Below are 19,060 nucleotides of genomic sequence, written 5' to 3' on the forward strand. Positions count from 1 at the left end.
CGGCGCCTGAAACCAGCCATCAATGGCGTGGGTAATTACTCTCACGGCTCAGCCGCTCAAGATCACTTCGGCTTATCCCAGGAGGAAATCAGCGAAACCCAACCCGCGCAAGGGGGTGGGTAATTACAAAAATCCTGCAGGACGGCGGCTATTTATCTTCCTGCCGAAGTAAATCAGCGAACCGACAAACGAACCCTTGACTCGACCGCAGCGGATCAATGTCCGCTTTACTTCGCCGCGCTGAACACGCCGGTCGGATCAGGTCTCGCAACCTGTGTCCAAGCCCGAGACAAAGACTTCGGCGTGTCGCGACGGCGGCCCGTCAGCGCTCAGGCGGCCCGGACGTTGGCCAGGAAGCGATCCACCTCGGCCGCGAGTTGCTCGGACTGGCGCGACAACCCGGTGGCGGAGGCCAGGACCTGCTCGGCCGCGGCGCCGGTCTGCTCGGCGGCCTGCGCCACCCCGGCGATGTTGCCCGTGACCTCCTGCGTGCCCGCGGTCGCTTGGGTGACGTTGCGGACGATCTCCCGGGTCGCCGCGCCCTGCTGCTCCACCGCCGCCGCGATCGTCGTCGCGACCGTGTCGATCTCCCGGATCCGACCGGTGATCGTCTCGATCGCCCTGACCGCCTCGCCGGTGACGCCCTGGATCCGGCCGATCTGGCTGGCGATCTCCTCGGTCGCCTTGGCGGTCTGGCCGGCGAGTTCCTTCACCTCGGCCGCCACGACGGCGAAGCCGCGTCCGGTTGCACCGGCACGGGCCGCCTCGATCGTGGCGTTGAGCGCCAGCAGGTTGGTCTGCGCGGCAATCGAGGCGATCAGCTGCACGACGTCGCCGACCCGCGCGGCGGCGGCGCTCAGCTCGGCGACGAGGGTGGCGGTCTGGTCCGATTCGCCGACCGCCCGCTGGGCCAGGACGGTCGAGCCCTGCACATGGCGGCCGATCTCCGCGACGCTGCTGCCGAGTTGCTCGGCGGCACTCGCCACGGTGTTGACGTTGGAGGCCGATTGCTCCGCCGCCGCCACCGCGCCGGACTGGCTCGCGGTCTCCTGCGCGCTCGCAGTCATCTGGGAGGCCGTGGCTTGCAGTTCGGTCGCGGCGGACGAGACCTGGGTGACGATGCCGGAGACAGCCGCCTCAAAGGTCTCGGCCATGCGGTACATGTCCGCGCGGCGCTGGTCTTCGGCGGCGCGGCGAGCCTCGTCCGCCTCGCCCTCGAGCTGGCGGGTCCGGATGAGGTTGTCCTTGAACACCTGCACGGCGGTGGCCATGGCGCCGATCTCGTCTTGGTGCTTCCGAGCCGGGACCATGACGGATGCATCGCCCGCGGCCAGCGCCCGCATGGCATCGGTCATCCAGCGGATCGGCAGCAGCACGCGTCGGACCACGACCAGCGTGCCGACGCCGGTCAGCAGGAGAGCGGCGAGCAGGAACAGCGCGGTCCGCAGCAGGGCGGCGCGCGCCTCGTCGGTCAGCGCCTGGGCTCGGTCCACCAGCGCGTTGAGGGCCGCGCTCGCCAGGTCGGAAATCGTGTTGACCTCGGCGGTGTGGCGGATGCGCAGCGCGTCGATGGAGAGCCCGGTCGGCCGCCCCTGTGTGAGGGCCTCCGTGGCGGCCTTGCGGCGCGCCTCGGCCTCACCCTCGAAGTTGTCGGCCTTGGCCTTGCGGAAGGCGGCCCGGACCACATCCGAGGTCTCGTCGGCGGCGGCCGCCACGACGTCGGCCCAGGCGGCAGCCAGCCGCCCGCGCTCCTCGGCCGCGGCGACGATGTCACCCTGAGTCCACGAGGTTCCGGCGGCGACGGCAGCTTCGATCCGGACGACCACGCCGCCGATCATGGCCCGCGAGGCCCAGGCCGCGCGCTTGAGGTCGAGGTAATGCGCGAGGGTGGCGTCGCCGCGGGGGATGGCAGCGTCGACCGCGTCGTTTGTGGCCAGGAACGCGTCGAGCAGCGCCTGGGAGGCCTCCGCGATGGCGGGCAGCGTGCCGGGGGATCGCTGCCCCGCCGGGACCGCTAGGGCGGCATCGACCTGCGGGCGCAGCTTGAGCGTGGCCTCGTAGGCTCGCTGCAGCGGCGCGACCTTCGTCACCAGCGAGGGCGCATCCACCGCCCGGGCGAGCGTCGCGAGCCGCTCGAGACCGCCCGCGATGGTGGTGCGCTGTGCGGCGATCAGCGCCACGTCCTTCGCGGGAATGGGGTCGGCGGCCTTCAGGGCCTGGAGCGTGCGGCCCCGCTCCATGCGGATGGCCAGGAGATCCTTGAGAAGCGTCCGGCTCGCCTCGGTCAAAGCCACCACACGGTGGCTCCGATCCGCCTGCACCTGGGCTTCACGAAGGGTGGACACCTCCGAGGCGATCAGCATGGCGCTCAATGAGAACAAGGTCGCGCACAGGATCTTGCCGATCGTGAGGGTTGTGAGTTCGAACCCGGCAAATGTTAAGGGTTGCCCACGAGACATCGGCGTCGATTCCATCATGGTTTTGATGCGGCGCCGGGCAAATTTCGATCTTGATCTGGAACAAATCCAGAGATCTTACGGCGTAATAGCCTCTCTGGATCCAGAACATGACGTTTTCATCTTGGTTTCATGACACACGTCATCAGCCCGCGTGCCTGGTTCAGGATCATTGTTCGTCACGACTTTCAAATACATCTCGACCGACGCCCGACGATGACGCGGCTGTCGGCCGAATCCGGCTCTCCGAAGCTTGAAGCCAGCGGCAGGCCGAAGTCATAAACGAAGGCCCCGTTTCGAGCCGCCCGCATCGGTACGGCGATCGCGGCGCCTGAGAGCTTCAGAACAGGGCAAGTTGCGCCCCGGGCTTGCGGAACGCCGCCGTGTTCAGCGCCATGCGCCCGAACGCGAAGCCGAGCCGCCCGCCCGCGAGACGGACCCGCCGGCCGATCATCTCGGCATAGGCCCCCTCCCCGCGGAATCTGTGGCCGAAGCGGGGATCGTTCTCGCGGCCCCCCCGGGCCTGCGCCAGCAGCGCGAAGGCCCGGGCCCGGCGCTCGGGGTAATGCTCGGAGAACCAGTCGGAGACGAGGTCGGCGACCTCACCGGGCAGGCGCAGCAGGGCATGGCCGATGCGGCTGGCGCCATGATCGCGGGCTCTGGCGAGGATCGCCTCGATCTCGTGGTCGGTCAGGCCCGGGATGATCGGCGAGACGTTGACCATGACGGGCACGCCGGCCTCGGACAGGCGCCGCATCGCGGCCAGCCGCTTCTCCGGCCGCGGCGCTCTGGGGTCGAGCAGGCGGGCAAGGCGCGGCTCCAGCGTCGGCAGCGACACCGCCACGAGCACGAGGTTGTCCGACGCCATCTCGGCCAGGATATCGAGGTCGCGCAGAACGAGGTCGGACTTCGTGGTGATCCCGACAGGGTGGCGCGCGGCCTGCAGCACCTCCAGCACCGCCCGGGTGATCCGGTGCTCCCGCTCCACCGGCTGGTAGGGATCGGTGGCGGTCCCCAGCGCGATCGTCTCCGGCTGATAGCCGGGCGCGGCGATCTCGCGCGCGAGCAGCTTGGCGGCATCGGGCTTGACGAAGATCCGGGATTCGAAATCGAGGCCGGGCGAAAGGCCGAGCCAAGCATGGGTCGGGCGCGCGTAACAGTAGATGCAGCCGTGCTCGCAGCCGCGATACGGGTTCACCGAGCGATCGAACGGGATGTCCGGCGAGGTATTGCGGGCGATGATCCGCGTGGCCCGCTCCAGGGTCACCTGCGTGCGCAGGGTGGCGGGTTCATCGGGCTCCCAATCGGGGTCCCGGAAGACCTCGCGCATCGCCCTCTCGTACCGGCCTGTCGGGTTCGCCGTGGCACCGCGGCCGCGTCGGGCCTCCGGGGGCAGCGTGCTCGATCCCAGTCGCACCGGTGCGACGGGTGTCGAGCCGTTCGGAATCTTAGCCATGCGCGCCGCCCCGTGTTTCACGTGGAACATAGCGCGAACAACGCGACGCCGACGCCTTAATTTCAGGCAAACGCCCCGGCGCCCGGGCGAGACGACGACGCCCGGTTTACCGCCGCGCAGAATCGTCTATGGGCGCGCAGATGCTCTCCGCGGTGACCTACCTGGCCGACCCGGCCGATCCGGACGCGATCGATCGCCTCGCCGACACGCTCAGCGTGTTGGTGTCGGGCGTGGCCGGCGGTCTGGTCGGCGACGCCGTGATCGTGACCGGCCGGGAGAGCGACGCGGCGGAAGCCATCGCGGACGCGACCGGGGCAGCCCTGGTGCTCCACCGGGGCAGGGATCCCTATGGGGCCGGGGCCGCGCAGGCGCGACGGGATTGGGTGCTGTGCCTGGAAGCCGGGGACGTTCCGGCCGAAGGCTGGATCCGCACCCTCGACCGCTTCATCGGCACCGCCCGGCCGGAGACCGGCCTCGGCCGCCTCCACCGCCCCGCCTCGGGTTGGACCGGCCGGGTCGTCGGCCGGCTCGACGCGCTCATGGGCGCCCGGCAGGCCCGGGCCGGCGACGTGGTGCGGCGCGAGGCGCTGCGGGCCGGCGCGGCATTCGCACCCCGCCTCAAGGTCCGGCCGCTCATCGCCCGCATCGACAGGCCCTGATCGACAGAATGTCGCAGCTCGACTTATCGTTATTGGCGGAAAGTTTTGGAAAACTCCTGGCGCGACAGCAGAAAACTTGCTGAATAAGTGTTTGCCGGCGCATCCGGATCCACTTCGCGCCGCCGGGAGGGATGCGAAGATGGACTCCTCGGGCCTGATGGGGCGGAAGTCCGTCGACGACATCCTGGAGAGCGGCGAGGGCGAGCAGCAGCTCTCGAAATCGCTCGGGGCGCTGTCGATCACCGCGATGGGCATCGGCGCGATCATCGGCGCCGGCATCTTCGTGCTCACCGGCACGGCGGCGGCCCAATATGCCGGGCCGGGCATCATGCTGTCCTTCGTGCTCGGCGGCATCGCCTGCGCGTTCGTCGGCCTGTGCTACTCCGAGATGGCCGCGCTGATCCCGGTGGCGGGATCGAGCTACACCTACACCTACGCCACGCTCGGCGAGTTCTTCGCCTGGCTGATCGGCTGGGACCTGATCCTCGAATACGCCATGGGCGCGGCCACGGTGGCGGTGGGCTGGTCGGGTTACGTCACGAGCCTCCTGAAGGACGTCGGCCTCGTGATCCCGGCCCGGTTCGCGCACGCGCCGGGCACGGCGATCGACGGCGGCGGCACCGCCCTGTTCAACCTGCCGGCGGTGGTGATCGTGGCGCTGATCACGATCCTGCTGATGCGCGGCACCAAGGAATCGGCGCGGTTCAACAACATCATGGTGGCCGTGAAGCTCACCGTGGTGGTGGCCTTCATCGCGCTCGGCTGGGGCCATGTCGACACCGCCCACTGGAGCCCGCTGATCCCGCCCAACGCGGGTACCTTCGGGGAGTACGGCTACAGCGGCATCCTGCGCGGCGCGGGCGTGGTGTTCTTCGCCTTCATCGGCTTCGACGCGGTGTCCACGGCCGCCCAGGAGGCGCGCAAGCCGCAGAAGGACATGCCGATCGGCATCCTCGGCTCGCTGATCGTCTGCACGATCCTGTACGTGCTGGTGGCCGCGGTCCTCACCGGGCTGGTGCCCTACAAGGAGCTGAACGTCCCCGACCCGATCGCCAAGGGCGTCGACGTGATCGGCATCGGCTGGTTCGCCCTGCTGATCAAGCTCGGGGCGCTCACCGGCCTGACCACGGTGATCCTGGTGCTGCTCTACGGCCAGAGCCGGATCTTCTTCACCATGGCCAATGACGGGCTGCTGCCGAAGCTGTTCGCCCACGTCCACCCGACCTACCAGACCCCGTATCGCAGCCAGGCGCTGATCGGAGCCGTGGTCGCCCTCGTGGCGGCGCTGGTGCCGATCAACATCCTCGGCGAGATGGTCAGCATCGGGACGCTGGCCGCCTTCATCCTGGTCTGCGGATCGGTGATCTACCTGCGGCGAACCGACCGGCACATGAAGCGGCCGTTCCGGGCCCCCGCCGTGCCGGTGGTGCCGATCCTCGGCATCCTGTTCTGTCTGCTGCTGATGGCCGGGCTGCCCCTGGACACCTGGCTGCGCCTGGTGATCTGGATGGGGATCGGGCTCGTGGTCTACTTCTTCTACGGCCGCAGGCACTCGGTCCTGCGCCGCAAGGAAGGCACCGCGGTCACGCCGTGATGCTGGCGCCCCGCCGCAGGTGCTCGTCGAGCCGCGGCATGATCTCGACGAAGTTGCAGGGGCGGTGCCGGTAATCGAGCTGCTGCGCCAGGATGCCGTCCCAGGCGTCGCGGCAGGCCCCGGGCGAGCCCGGCAGCACGAACAGGTAGGTCGCCTGCGCGACTCCGGCGGTGGCCCGGGATTGCAGGGTCGAGGTGCCGATCTTGTCGTACGAGATCCGGTGGAACACCGCGGAAAAACCGTCCATCCGCTTCTCGAACAGCGGCTCCAGGGCCTCCGGGGTCACGTCGCGCCCGGTGAAACCGGTGCCGCCGGTGGTGATCACCACGTCGACCGCCGGCTCGCGCAGCCAAGCCTCCACCTGCGCGCGGATCGCCGGGATCTCGTCCGGTACGATGGCCCGGGCGGCGAGCCGGTGCCCGGCCTCCGTGAGGCGCTGGCTCAGCGTGTCGCCCGAGCGATCGTCGGCGATCCGGCGGGTATCCGAGACGGTGAGCACCGCGATCCCCAACGGGATGAAGCGGCGTGAGTCGGACTGATCGGCCATCGTGAGGGCTCTCCGGGATGGGCATCCGATATGGGCTGCCGGCCCGGAATTGTCGCCCCCCCTCGGGCTGCCGCTCCAGCCGAGCCCGCCTGGAGCGGAAACCACGCCCGGCATGGCAGGCCCGCTCGCGCCGCTCGACCCGGCTGTTTCGTCGCGTGCGCCTCGACAGGCGCCCCCGCGGCAAACGGATCGCGCGCACCCCAGCACCTCAACCAAGGATCGCCAGGTCACGGGATGATCTGATCAGAACGAAACTATTCTAGCCAAGTGAGGGGCACAGCTTCAATCACAGAATCTTGAGAGGCACCGGGATCGCAGATTTCGATGACGAACGTCTTAGACTGATGCGCTGGAATAGACTCAAAACTGTCTCGCCACCGCACCACCTATACAAGCGACATGCCACCTTCGATGCAACTTATCTTTGTATAATTATAAATAAATGAAATAAGGGCCACAAAGCCTTTGACTTTTCTTCCATCAAGACCACTGTGGTCAAGCCGGAGCGTTATAGTTCGTTACGGCTTGTCGCGGGCTGACACGATAGACAGTCTTTCGCGCGCCGACACAGGAGCCGAGATCCCATCCCGGCTTCGCAACGACACTTCGAGAAGGAGTTTGCGCGCGAATCGAATCGAGGCTTCCGTTCCGCAATCCGATTCATCGAGCCTGTACGGACAGCGTCCAGGTGCGGACATCGATTCTCTTCGCGTCCAGGCGCTCTTTCGCAAATCATTGGCATCGCCCGAAACTCAGCATAGAACAGGCGATGCTCCGCACATGTTCCAGCGCATCCAGGCAGAAGATTTCCTGGATGGCGGACACATCGTCATGACGCGGAATCGTGGAGCGCAAGATGATTTCCGTCTCTCGAAAGTTGGGTATCCTTGGTGGATTGAGCCGCCATTCGACGCTCAGACATCACAATCTCGTCAATCGTGAAGTTCTGGATCTGACTCGCAATCGCTCCGCCGCAAATCTTTCCACGTGGAGTCTCGATCCGGATACGATCGTTCATCTCCTCTCACAAGACGGCTGGCCCGCAATCGCGCATCAGGTCGAGGAGGCGGTCACCTATCTTCTTCTGGAGGGCGTCGATGGGTTGATGATAACCAGCGACACCCTTCACTGCGTTCTCGAACGGGAAGCGATTCATCTTGGCGTTCCTGTGCTGCACAGGCGGGACGCCTTGGTCGAGGAGATCCGGCGCATGTCCCTTAAGAAAGTCGGCTTCATCGGGACCTCGGTGACGATGAGCCAATCCTACTACGGGGCTCTGATCGACGGATCGCACGGCGTGGATGTGGTGCTCCCCAGCCAAAAACTGTGGGTCAACATAGACTATTCAGTCTGCAATCGGATCTACAACGGCGAGTGCACCGCGCTCGAACTCGAAACCTACAACCAGATCATCGCTGACTTCGAAGCGCAGAACGTCGATGGAATCGTCGTCGCCTCGCCGGAGATCGACCTGGCCTTCAACAAGCCGAACGCGGTGCCGGTCCTGCACACCGCCCGGATCCACGCCGCGGCGGCGGCCAGGTGGTGTGTCGCCGGACATGACATCGTGCGTCCGGCGCTGCCACGACACGACGAGATGCGGCCCGCTCCGGTGGGATCGCGCGACGTGGCCGCCGACGACACGTCAAAAATTCCCGTCACGCTGCCCTATCGCGACAGCTTGCCTTATCCGCACAAGGTCAAGGGCAAAGGCAAAGGCAAGCGAAAGGCTGCCGCATCGCTGCTCGCATCGGTCGGTGGACAGCAGGATCCGCGTACGTAGCGGAAGCCCTGCCGCCGAGGGGGTCTAGCGCCGTGCGATCGGTGCTGTAACGACGCGGCGTCGACCCGTCCCGGTCGTCGCGACTTGCCGTTGGCAACGAATCGCGGTGTCTTCGCGTGTCTTGCGCGGCGAGGACACCGCGCTTCGGAACCCATCCCATGCACATGTACGGCAACTGGCGCTCCGCCGCCGCCTTCCGGGTCCGGATCGCCCTGAAGCTGAAGGGCCTCGCCTACGAGGAGACCTTCATCGACCTCGATGCCGGCGACCAGCACAAGCCCGAGTTCCGCAGGATCAACCCGCAAGGTGCGGTGCCGGCCCTGTTCGACGGCGACGGGCCGCCGCTGACCCAGTCCCTGGCGATCCTCGATTACCTGGAGGAGACGCGGGGCGGCGTTCGCCTGCTGCCGGACGAGCCGCGGGCGCGGGCCCGGGCACGCTCCCTCGCCCAGGTCGTGGCCTGCGACACCCACCCGCTTTACGTGCCCCGCGTCCGCACGTTCCTGATGGAGGAGTACGGGCTGCCCCGGGAGCGGATGCTGGCCTTCCTGCGCAACGCGTTCGAGACCGGCCTGACGACCCTCGAAACCCGGCTCTCCACCGAGCCTGGCACCGGCCGCTTCTGCCAGGGCGACGCGGTGAGCCATGCCGACCTGTGCCTCGTCAGCCTCTGGGTCGGGACCGGCATTTTCGGGATCGACACGGCCGCCTACCCGACGGTCGCCCGGATCGCCGAGGCCTGCCTCGCCCTGCCGGCGGTCGTCGAGGCGCATCCCCTGCGCCAGCCCGGCGCCCCCGCCGCCTGACCGGCGACGCCCGCGCGTGCTCTGGTCACGCGTGCGCTCGGCCGGCAGATGTGGCAAGCGGACCTCCGAGGCGTTTAATCCGGCCGGGGCGTCAATCCCGACCCGTGGGGAGAAAGGGTGTCGATGGTACCCGACGAGAACGAGTCCGGCCTGCATCGCGTCGTCGTGGTCGGCGGCGGGGCCGCCGGGCTCCAGTTGGTGACGAAGCTCGGCGACAAGCTGGGACGCGGCAAGCGTGCGCACGTCACCCTGGTCGACCGCGCCCGCACGCATATCTGGAAGCCACTGCTCCACGAGGTCGCGGCCGGCAGCCTCGATATCGGCCACCATGCGGTCGATTACCTGCACCACGCCCACAAGCACGGGTTCCGATACCGGATCGGCAGCATGACCGGGCTCGACCGGGAGGCGCGCACGATCCGGCTCGCCGCGAGCCACGATCCCGAGGGCCGCGAGGTCACGCCGGAGCGGTCGGTGCCCTACGACACCCTGGTGATGGCGGTGGGCTCGACCACCAACGATTTCGGGACGCCGGGCGTCGCCGAGCACGCCATCGCGCTGGACACCCAGGACCAGGCGGTGCGCTTCCACCAGCGCCTGGTCAACGCGTCCCTGCGGGCCCACACCCAGGCCGGCCCCGTCCGGCCCGGCCAGCTCCATGTCACGGTGATCGGGGCCGGGGCCACCGGCACCGAACTCGCCGCCGAGTTGCACCGGACCTTCCGCCACGTGGTCGCCACCGGCCTCGACCGGATCGACCCAGGCAAGGACATCCGGATCACCCTGGTCGAAGCGGCCGAACGGATCCTGCCGGCGGTGCCGCAGCGCCTTTCGGTGGAGGTGATGCAGCTCCTCCACAAGATCGGGGTGGACGTTCGCGTGAAGGCGCGGGTGACCGAGGTGCGCGCGGACGGCGTACAGCTCGCCGACGGCACCTTCATCCCGTCGGAGCTGGTGGTCTGGGCGGCCGGCGTGAAGGCGCCGCCGTTCCTGCAGGGCATCGGCGGGCTCGAGACCACCCGGACCAACCAGCTGGTGGTCGCCCCGACCCTGCAGACCACCCGCGACCCTGACATCTTCGCGATGGGCGACTGCGCCTACCTGGTCGAGGCCGGTTCGGACACGCCGGTGCCGCCCCGGGCGCAGGCGGCCCATCAGCAGGCCAGCCACCTGATCGGCCAGATCCAGGCCAAGATCGACGGCAAGCCCCTGAAGCCGTTCAAGTACAAGGATTTCGGCTCGCTGGTCTCGCTCGGCGAATACTCGACGGTGGGCAGCCTGATGGGCTTCGTCCGGGGCAAGAACATGCTGATCGCCGGGCTGTTCGCCCGGATGATGTACCGCTCGCTCTACAAGATGCACGAGCGTGCCCTGCACGGCAGCGTCAAGACGGCGCTCGACGCCCTGGCCCGGGCGCTCACCCGCCGTACCGAATCACGGGTAAAGCTGCATTGATGTCCCACAGGCACCCCGGCGACACGGGGGCCGCAACAGGAAGGACGAACGGTCGCTAGAATCGCGTGGATCTCGAACGCATCCTAGGAGGCGGAATGTGAATTATAGTTGACATTTTGCCGCTTTCTGGGTTACGAGACCTAACATGTTCCAAGTGCGCCGCACCGGCGAATTCATCGCTTGGCTGAACGCTTTGCGGGATGTCCAGGCGCGGGCGCGGATCACCAAGCGGATCGACCGTATCGCTCAGGGCAACCTCGGCGATGCCAAGTCCGTTGGCGATGGCGTCAGCGAATTGCGGTTCTCTTTCGGGCCGGGATACCGAGTTTATTACACTCTGCGCGGTGATGTCGTCGTGATCCTACTGTGCGGTGGCGACAAGGGCTCGCAGACGCAGGACATCGAACGGGCCAAGACTATGGCGCGGGAGGTTTGACAATGGCGATAGAGACCAAGCCCTGGGATGCGGCCGAAGTCCTGAGAACCCCGGCCGACATCGCAGCCTATCTCGATGCCTATCTCGAGGACGGGACTCCGGAGGAATTGCTGGGCGCGTTGAACACGATTGCCCGCTCGCACGGCATGTCTGCGCTGGCCCGCGAGACGGGTATCAGTCGCGAGGCGCTGTACAAAGCCTTCAGCGACAATGGCAATCCGACGCTGGACACCTTGCTGCGCGTCCTGAAAGCCTTGGGTGTGCGCCTCGCCGTGGCGGCGTGATCGATCCCTGAACAGTGTAAAAGGGGGCCAGCGATCCGGCCTGTCCTCACGCTCGACGCGTTCGCCCGGGCGCCTGTCGCGACCGGACTTACCGCGGGCCATGCAGCAGCGGGCGTGACGTTTGGGACAACCGCTTTGTACGAAGCCCTCGCCGGCATCATAGCACCGTGCTTATGATCCGGTCGCTCTCGGAGCAAAAGCCGTTCACGGGCAGATGAATTTCGCCCGGGTGCTCGAGGGGACCGCATTTTCTCAGCCGAACCCGCGCCAACGTCGTCGGAACATGCTCTAAGCCGTCAACACGGCATCATCGTTTTCCGACAGCCGGCATCGCCCGCTCGGAATGATGCGCCCGGATCCACCGGCACCCCGGCGACACGGGGGCCGCAACAGGAAGGACGCCCTATGATCCTCGTGAGCGTGATGTATCCGACCGGCCCGAACTTCGACATGAGCTACTATCTCGGGCACCACATGCCGCTGGTGCGTGAGCGCTGGTCGGCGCTGGGCCTCCACGAAGCGAAGGTGGTCAAGGGTGCCGGCACCCCCGACGGCGGCCCGGCCCCGTTCCAGGTGATGGCGCTGCTGACCTTCGAATCGGCCGACGCGTTCAAGAAGGCCGTGGCGGCCCACGGCGAGGAGATCTTCGCCGACATCCCGAACTTCACCGCGGCGCAGGCCCAGGTGCAGATCAACGACTTTGCGGAGAGCCCGTGATCGATATCGTCAAGGCGGTGCAGCAGGCCGATCCGAGCCTCGGCACCTACGTGGTCGTGCTGCGCGCCGACGCCCGCGCCCTCGATGGTCCGGATCGCCTCACCCCCGAGGCGCAGGCCTGGATCGACGCGAACGCCCCGGGCGGTCGCCTCGCCCGGGTGCGGGTCCTGCTCGCCCCCTATCCGGGGGCGGTGCCGGCCGAGCGCGACGTGAGCGTGGCCACCTTCGCGGATGCCCGGCAGCTCGCCGCCTTCGCGACCACCTGGACCGGCGATCCGCTTTCGGAGGTTGAGGAGCCCTAGAACCGGTTCACGCCGCCCGCAGCTGGCGGATCGCCCGGAGGGTCGTGGCCCGTTGCACCTCCAGGCGCCGGATCAGCGGCACGAGGTCGGCGCCTGCATGGGCGGCGGCCTCGACCTCCCGGCACAGGCTCGAGAGCCCGACGAAACCGAGGAGCCCGGCCGCCGCCACCATGGCGTGGGCGTCGTGGGCGATCTGGAGGCGGTCGGTCTCGCTCGGGCGGAAGCGCTCGGACAGCTCGTTGGAGAGCAGATCCAGCAGCCCGCCCACCTGATCCGTACCGAAACTCGTCTCCATGTCGGCGAGCACCGCGGCGTCGAGAACCGCGGGATCGACCGCAACTTTGCGCCGCGGCGTCTCCTGGCGGGCCCGGCGGCGGGCTCCGGGGGCGGTCCAGCGGCTGATCGTGGCGAACAGGTCCGCCCGGCGGAACGGCTTGCCGACATGGTCGTCCATCCCGGCCTCGCGCAGCTCCGCGACCTGCTCCGGCAGGACGTTGGCTGTCATCGCCACGATCGGGACGTCGCAGGCTGGCGGCGCCAGGGCGCGGATCCGCCGCGTGGCGGTGAGTCCGTCGACGCCAGGCATCTGCACGTCCATCAGGACGAGGTCGTACGGGCGCCCCTCGGCCACCGACAGGCCGACGGCCGTGATCGCCTCGCCGCCATCCCCGGCGACCTCGACGGTGTAGCCTTGCGATTCGAGGACGGCGCAGGCGAGCTCCTGGTTGAGCGGTACATCCTCGACCAGGAGCAGGCGCAGCGACGGCCCATCCGGCGGCGGCCGGGATCCGCCGGCCGGACGCGGCGGCGACGGCGCCGTCCCAAGGCGAAGCGCGTCCACGGCCTCGCTGCTGCGCGGCAGGACCAGGCGGAACCAGAAGGTCGAACCCACCCCCTCCCGGCTGTCCATGCCGATCTCGCCGCCCATCAGGGTGACGAGATGCCGGGAGATCGCCAGACCGAGTCCGGTGCCGCCGAAGCGGCGGCTGATCGAGCCGTCGACCTGGCTGAACCGCTTGAACAAGCGCTCCTGCTGCGATGGCGCGATGCCGATGCCGGTATCGGTGACGGCGAACCGGACCACGTCGCCGGGGCCGCCCTCGGGCGCGATGCCCTCGCCCTCCCGGCGCACGGTCACGATCACCGAGCCCTCGGGGGTGAATTTCACGGCGTTGTTGAGCAGGTTGAGCAGCACCTGCCGCAGGCGGCCGGGATCGCCGACCACGACGCTCGGAAGCGCCGGGTCGATCTCGGCCTCGATCCGCAACCCGCTCCGGAGCGCGCTGCCGCGCACGATCGAGACCGTGCTGTCCACGAGCGCGGCCAGCGGGAAGCCGACCGGGTCGAGGGTCAGTTCGCCGGCCTCGATCTTCGAGAAGTCGAGGATGTCGTTGACCACGGTGAGGAGGGCCGCCCCGGAGCTGTGGATCAGCTCCAGCCGCCGCCGGTCCTCGTCCCGGATCGCGCTCTCGTCGAGGAGCAGGTCGGCGTAGCCCAGGATGCCGTTGAGCGGCGTGCGGATCTCGTGGCTCATCGCGGCCAAAAACTCGCTCTTGGCCGCGCTCGCCCGCTCGGCATCGGCCCGCGCGGCCTCCGCGTCCCGCGTGGCTTCCCGCAGGGCGGCCTCGGCGGCCTTGCGCTCGGAGATGTCGAGGTGGAGCCCGACCATGCGCTGCGGCTGGCCCTCGGGACCGAAGAGCGTGCGCCCGCGCGCGTAGATCCAGCGCTCGCCCGCCCGGAACTCGGCGACGTAGGCGGAGGACGATTCCACGGCGCGGCGAATCTCGTTCCAGACGTCGCCGACGTCCTCGGCGTGGACCAGGGCGGTCCAGTCGGCCGCGGCCATCGTGTGCGCCCGGCCGGTATCGGGCAGGCCGTGCATGCGCGCGCTCTCGGGGCTCAGGGTGGCGAACCCCGTGCGCATGTCCCAGTCCCAGGTACCGGCATCGGCCGCGTCGAGGGCGATCCCCAGGAGCCCGCGCGCCTCCTCGACGGCAAGCCGCGCCGTGACGATGTCGTCGACGTCGAGCGCGGTGCCGAGCCACTCCACGACCTTGCCGTCGTCGGGATCGAGGTAGATCGGGATCAGAGAGATCTTGTGCCACCGGTAGGCGCCGTCGTGCCGCCGGATCCGCCATTGGCCGCCGTAGCCGATCCCGGTCTCGATCGCCTGCTGCCAGGCCACCTCCATGCCGGCGGCGTCCTCCGGGTGGTTGCGGGCGAGGCGATCCACGCGCTCCAGCCCGATCGGCCCGTAATAGGCGTGGAACTGTGCGTTGGCGTAGGTCGCCTGCCCGTCGCCGACCCGCATGGTCCAGATCAGCAGCGGCAGGGTCTCGGCGAGACCGCGGTAGCGCAGCTCGCTGCGGCGGACATCGTCCTCGGCGCGGCGCCGCTCGGTCACGTCGATGAGCACGCCGATCAGGCCGGTCACCGGCCGATCGCCCCGGCAGACGCCGCGCACGACCACGTCGCGGACATCGCCGTTGGGCCGAAGCAGCCGCGCCTCGAAGTCGAAGCTCGCGCCCCGGGCGATGGCATCCGCGACGATGCCCTCCAGCCGCTCGCGGTCGTCGGGGTGGTAGATCTGTGAGAAGGCGGAGAGCGGCGGCGCCGGCTTCCGCGGATCGCGGCCGGCGATGGCGTACAGGCTCTCCGACCAGACCGGCTGCCCGTCGGCGAGGTCCACCCGCCAGTTGCCCACGCTGGCGAGTTGCTCGGCCATGGTCAGCTGGTGGTTCGCCGCCGCCTGCGCCTCGGAGCGGGCGTTGATCTCGCGATGCTGCTCCCGGATCAGGGCCTCGCGGATCACCGCCTGCGCCATCTCCTGTCTGCGCCGGCCATCGGCCTCCGAGAGCCGCAGATGGGCGATCACGATCTCGGCGAGGTCGCGGAACGCCTCTGCGTCGGCCTCGGAGAGCCGGTCCCGAGGCGCCGGGTCGATCAGGCAGAAGGTGCCGATCCTGACGCCCGGCGACAGGCTCAGGGGGATGCCCGCGTAGAATCGGAAGCCGCCCGGGGCGGCGACCCCGGGCAGATCGCGAAACCGGGGATCGGCCCGCGTGTCGGGCACGACCAGCATGGCGTTGCTGCGAATCGTGTGCTCGCACAGGCCCAGCTCCCGCGGCATCGATCCCGGCACGTCGATGCAGGGGGTCTTCAGCCAGAGCTGCGTGTCATCGATGAATCCTACGAACGCGCTGCGCACGCCGAACAGGCGGCAGGCGATCCGGCAGACGGCGTCGAAATGCGGCTCGGGCGGGGTGCCGACGATGCCGAGGGCGTCCAGGGCCGCGAGCCGCGCCGCCTCATCATCCGGATGTACTCTCACCGACCGTCTCCGGGGCCAAATCGCCGTCGGGCATTCCTCAGCGCCTGTTCGGGCCGAGCGGGAGCGTTGCCGCGACTGCGGACGCGTTTCAAGCTGGTCTGGGGTCGCGCACGATCACGTCGCCCTCACGGGCGGCCGGATCCGCCGATCCAGGGGGCGCGCAGCCGGGCCGCCTCCAGCGCCCAGACCATCCCGAGCATCATGTAGACGTGGCGCCACTTCTCGATGTCGATCTGGAACGCCTGGAGGAAGAACATCAGCAGGGCCGGCCAGACGATCTGGGCATGCGCCCGGACGGGCGATGGCCGCACCAGCAGGCGGAAGCCCACGAAGCTGGTTGCCAGGACTAGGCCGATGAACACCACCCCGCCGAGCCAGCCGCCGTTGGCGAACGAGCCGATATAGGAGTTGTGGGGCTCGAGACCGAAGACCAACCGCCAGTGCATCGGCCCCATCCCGAACGGGCGCTCCAGCAGCATCGCCAACCCACGGACCTGGTTGCCGAAACGGCCGGTCTCCCCCTGGTCGTAATCCTGGGTCAGGGCCGCCCGGGTCTCGAACATCTTGTGCACGTGCTCGACCGACAGGAGGCCGATCACGGCGATCGTGGCGAGCACCAATGTAGCGAGCGTCAGGAGCACGATGCGGCGGCGCAGCCGGACGGAGCCGCTGCCGGCGTAGACCGAGCCGACCATCAGCAGCACGGCGACGACGCTGCCGCCCCAGGAGCCGCGCGAGAACGACAGGAAGATGCCGGCCAAAATGATCAGCAGCCCGGCCAGCGCTACCAGCGGGCGCCGGGCGCTGCCGGTGAGCAGGCCGTGCATCAGGTACAGGGCGCCGAGCGTCAGGAACGAGCCGAACACGTTCGGGTCCTGGAAGGTGCCGGAGGCCCGGTCGTACTTGTAGAAAAGGTCCTCGATGCCGAGCCATTGCAGGTAGCCGACGATGCCGAGCGCCGCGGAGAACACGCAGCTCACCGTGTAGGCCTTCAGCGCCAGCTCCATGCGGGCGTGCGTGTCCTCCGAGAAGAACATCGCGAAGAACACGCAGGTGATCACGAGGTAGATCAGCTGGATCGTCCAGGTGACCGGGAACTCCTCGTTCAGGTACGGGAACAGCGCCGTGACGATCGCCACCAGGTAGAGCAGCAGCAGCGCGAGCAGCGGTACCGCCCCACGGTGCAGGCGCACGCCGAGGCAGAGCCACAGCAGGATCGTGGGGATCGCCACCGCATCGTAGGGCGAGGTTTCCGAGAACGCGAAGCAGGCGAAGAAGATGAAGGCGGCAAACAGCGCCATGGCCAGCCCCCGGATGACCCCGAGGAGCGGGATCCCGGCGGGCAATCCCGACGGGACCGGGATTGCGGGCGCTGCGGTCTGAGCCATGGATACGCGGACTCCGCGGGCCGGTTACGCGGGCCCGCACATCCGGTAGCCATGACATCCAATGGTTGAGAATCGGCTGCGCCTCCGGGCGGACCCGTTCCTCTCGGCGGGTGGCGTCAGCCCTTCAGCCGCTTGTTGCAGACCGAGTAGAAGCCGCCGCCCTTCTGGATCCATTTCGCGTCGCCCAGCGTCCCGGCGGCCTTGGCCGCGTTGTAGCTGTCGAGGCAGGTATGCATCCGCGCCTTCCCGGCGGATTCGCTCGCATATTTCGGATCGACGGCGGACGGATAGGCGGCCGTCCCGGCCGGGGCCGCCGTCGATCTCGCGGCCGGGGCTTGCGGCGCGGGAGCCGGGGCCGCGGGCTTCGTCGCACCGGGTGCCACAGGATTCGGCACCGTGTTGGCCGTCGTGTTCGACGCCTCGGCCCCGCATTCCGCCTTGCGGAAGTCGTTCCACTTCTGGCCGTTGAGCGTCCCGGCCTGCTTGGCAGCCTGATACTTGGTCGAGCAATCCTTGGCGGACAGGGCCGCCGCCGGCGTGACGAGCAATCCGGTGCTGCCAGCAAGTATGGCGGCGGTCAGAAGTAGACGTACCATGGCGAAATCCCCCCCGCGTCGATATCGATCCGTATCGATACGCTATATCGAGGACATTCGCTCCGACAATCGGTCGCTATACAAGTGCTTGTGAGCGCTGCGCCGTCACCCCGCTGCCGCCGACGACGCGGAACCGCGACACGCCGGCGAATGCCGCCCGGGTCCAGCCGGGCGGCATTCGATCAGGCCCGGCAGGCTTCGAATTCCTGGCGGATCGCCACCGGATCGAGGTTGCGGCCGATGAACACCACCCGGGAGACCCGCTTCTCGTCCGGGCGCCAATCCCCCTGGACGTCGCCGTCGAGGATCATGTGCACGCCCTGGAAGACGAAGCGCTTCGGCTCGTTGGGGAAGGCCACGATGCCCTTGCAGCGCAGGATGTCCGGTCCCTGAACCTGGGTCAGGTTCGAGATCCAGGGCATGAACTTCTCCGGATCGACCTCGCCGTCGATCTTGGCCGAGACCGACTGGATCTCGGAATCGTGATGGTGATGGTGGCCCGACTCCAGGAAATCCGGCTCCACCTCGAGGATTCGGTCGAGGTCGAACGCGTTGCGCTCCAGCACGGCCTCCAGGGGCACGGCGCAGTTCTGCGTGCGGTGGAGCTTGGCCAGCGGGTTAATGCCGCGGATCTCGGCCTCGACCCGGTCCAGATCTTCCGGCGAGACGAGGTCGCTCTTGTTGAGCAGGATCACGTCCGCGAAAGCGATCTGGTTCTTCGCCTCCGGGGCGTCCTTGAGGCGGTCGGACAGCCACTTGGCGTCCGCCACCGTCACCACGGCGTCGAGGCGGGCGGCGTCGCCGACATCCTGGTCGACGAAGAAAGTCTGGGCGACCGGGGCCGGGTCGGCCAGCCCGGTGGTCTCGACGATGATTGCGTCGAACTTGCCCCGCCGCTTGACCAGGCCGTCCATGATCCGGATCAGGTCGCCGCGCACGGTGCAGCAGACGCATCCGTTGTTCATCTCGAACACTTCCTCGTCCGCGCCGACGACGAGGTCGTTGTCGATACCGATCTCGCCGAACTCATTGACGATCACGGCGTAACGCTTGCCATGGTTTTCCGTAAGGATCCGGTTGAGCAGCGTGGTCTTGCCAGCGCCGAGATAGCCGGTGAGCACGGTGACCGGGATCTTGCCGGCGGTCGAACCGGATGGGGCGGAAGCAGAACTCATGTCGGTCATGGCGGATTCTTCGATCGGATCTGCGGGACGGATCGGGCTTCTGGCCCGGGAGCGTTGTCATATTGT

General features: G+C 68.2%; 16 protein-coding genes. 9 read left to right on the plus strand and 7 right to left on the minus strand.

Annotated elements, in window-relative coordinates; genetic code table 11:
• Positions 1–329: 329 nt before the first annotated feature.
• Both FV242_RS11605 and FV242_RS11610 read right to left on the minus strand, forming a co-directional pair.
• Positions 330–2,459, minus strand: a complete 2,130-nt coding sequence (locus FV242_RS11605) for a methyl-accepting chemotaxis protein (RefSeq protein ID WP_147939028.1) — start codon at positions 2,457–2,459, stop codon at positions 330–332.
• Positions 2,460–2,796: 337 nt separating this feature from the next.
• Complete coding sequence (locus tag FV242_RS11610) at positions 2,797–3,912, minus strand: PA0069 family radical SAM protein (RefSeq protein WP_147939029.1); 1,116 nt, start codon at positions 3,910–3,912, stop codon at positions 2,797–2,799.
• A gap of 128 nt (positions 3,913–4,040) precedes the next feature.
• Here FV242_RS11610 and FV242_RS11615 point away from each other — a divergent pair, with 128 nt between their 5' ends.
• A complete protein-coding gene (locus FV242_RS11615; protein ID WP_147906344.1) occupies positions 4,041–4,571 on the plus strand; it encodes a hypothetical protein in 531 nt (176 codons plus the stop codon).
• 139 nt (positions 4,572–4,710) lie between these two features.
• A complete protein-coding gene (locus FV242_RS11620; protein WP_147939030.1) occupies positions 4,711–6,165 on the plus strand; it encodes an amino acid permease in 1,455 nt (484 codons plus the stop codon).
• Here FV242_RS11620 and moaB read toward each other — a convergent pair.
• The gene (moaB, locus tag FV242_RS11625; RefSeq protein ID WP_147939031.1) at positions 6,155–6,712 is read right to left on the minus strand and encodes a molybdenum cofactor biosynthesis protein B; all 558 of its coding nucleotides are present in this window, start codon (positions 6,710–6,712) and stop codon (positions 6,155–6,157) included. The two genes, FV242_RS11620 and moaB, sit on opposite strands and share 11 nt — an antisense overlap.
• A gap of 844 nt (positions 6,713–7,556) precedes the next feature.
• Here moaB and FV242_RS11630 point away from each other — a divergent pair.
• The 7 genes from FV242_RS11630 to FV242_RS11660 all read left to right on the plus strand — a co-directional run bounded on the left by FV242_RS11630 (position 7,557) and on the right by FV242_RS11660 (position 12,495).
• Positions 7,557–8,495 (plus strand): aspartate/glutamate racemase family protein, encoded by a 939-nt coding sequence (locus FV242_RS11630; protein WP_147906341.1) that lies wholly within the window; start codon positions 7,557–7,559, stop codon positions 8,493–8,495.
• A gap of 158 nt (positions 8,496–8,653) precedes the next feature.
• Positions 8,654–9,301: a maleylacetoacetate isomerase gene (gene maiA / locus FV242_RS11635; protein ID WP_147939032.1), complete on the plus strand. Its 648-nt coding sequence runs from the start codon at positions 8,654–8,656 to the stop codon at positions 9,299–9,301.
• Between the two features lie 123 nt (positions 9,302–9,424).
• Positions 9,425–10,756, plus strand: coding sequence for an NAD(P)/FAD-dependent oxidoreductase (locus tag FV242_RS11640; RefSeq protein WP_147939062.1), 1,332 nt, complete (start codon positions 9,425–9,427; stop codon positions 10,754–10,756).
• A gap of 145 nt (positions 10,757–10,901) precedes the next feature.
• Positions 10,902–11,192 (plus strand): type II toxin-antitoxin system RelE/ParE family toxin, encoded by a 291-nt coding sequence (locus FV242_RS11645; RefSeq protein WP_147939033.1) that lies wholly within the window; start codon positions 10,902–10,904, stop codon positions 11,190–11,192.
• A gap of 2 nt (positions 11,193–11,194) precedes the next feature.
• Positions 11,195–11,476: an addiction module antidote protein gene (locus FV242_RS11650; protein WP_147906338.1), complete on the plus strand. Its 282-nt coding sequence runs from the start codon at positions 11,195–11,197 to the stop codon at positions 11,474–11,476.
• A gap of 405 nt (positions 11,477–11,881) precedes the next feature.
• Positions 11,882–12,193 (plus strand): EthD family reductase, encoded by a 312-nt coding sequence (locus FV242_RS11655; RefSeq protein ID WP_147906337.1) that lies wholly within the window; start codon positions 11,882–11,884, stop codon positions 12,191–12,193.
• A complete protein-coding gene (locus FV242_RS11660; protein WP_147939034.1) occupies positions 12,190–12,495 on the plus strand; it encodes a hypothetical protein in 306 nt (101 codons plus the stop codon). Before FV242_RS11655 ends, FV242_RS11660 begins: the two co-directional genes overlap by 4 nt.
• 7 nt (positions 12,496–12,502) lie before the next feature.
• On the opposite strand, the gene FV242_RS11665 is transcribed toward FV242_RS11660, so the two are convergent.
• The 4 genes from FV242_RS11665 to FV242_RS11680 form a co-directional block, all read right to left on the minus strand.
• Positions 12,503–15,826, minus strand: coding sequence for a GAF domain-containing hybrid sensor histidine kinase/response regulator (locus FV242_RS11665; RefSeq protein WP_147939035.1), 3,324 nt, complete (start codon positions 15,824–15,826; stop codon positions 12,503–12,505).
• Positions 15,827–15,951: 125 nt separating this feature from the next.
• Positions 15,952–17,214 (minus strand): O-antigen ligase, encoded by a 1,263-nt coding sequence (locus FV242_RS11670; protein WP_147939036.1) that lies wholly within the window; start codon positions 17,212–17,214, stop codon positions 15,952–15,954.
• 116 nt (positions 17,215–17,330) lie between these two features.
• Positions 17,331–17,810 carry a hypothetical protein gene (locus tag FV242_RS11675; RefSeq protein ID WP_147939037.1) on the minus strand — a complete coding sequence of 160 codons (480 nt, stop codon included), beginning with the start codon at positions 17,808–17,810 and terminating at the stop codon, positions 17,331–17,333.
• Positions 17,811–17,992: 182 nt separating this feature from the next.
• A complete protein-coding gene (locus FV242_RS11680) occupies positions 17,993–18,994 on the minus strand; it encodes a GTP-binding protein (RefSeq protein WP_147906332.1) in 1,002 nt (333 codons plus the stop codon).
• Between the last annotated feature and the right edge of the window lie 66 nt (positions 18,995–19,060).

Source organism: Methylobacterium sp. WL64 (genome assembly GCF_008039945.1).
Lineage (GTDB): Bacteria > Pseudomonadota > Alphaproteobacteria > Rhizobiales > Beijerinckiaceae > Methylobacterium.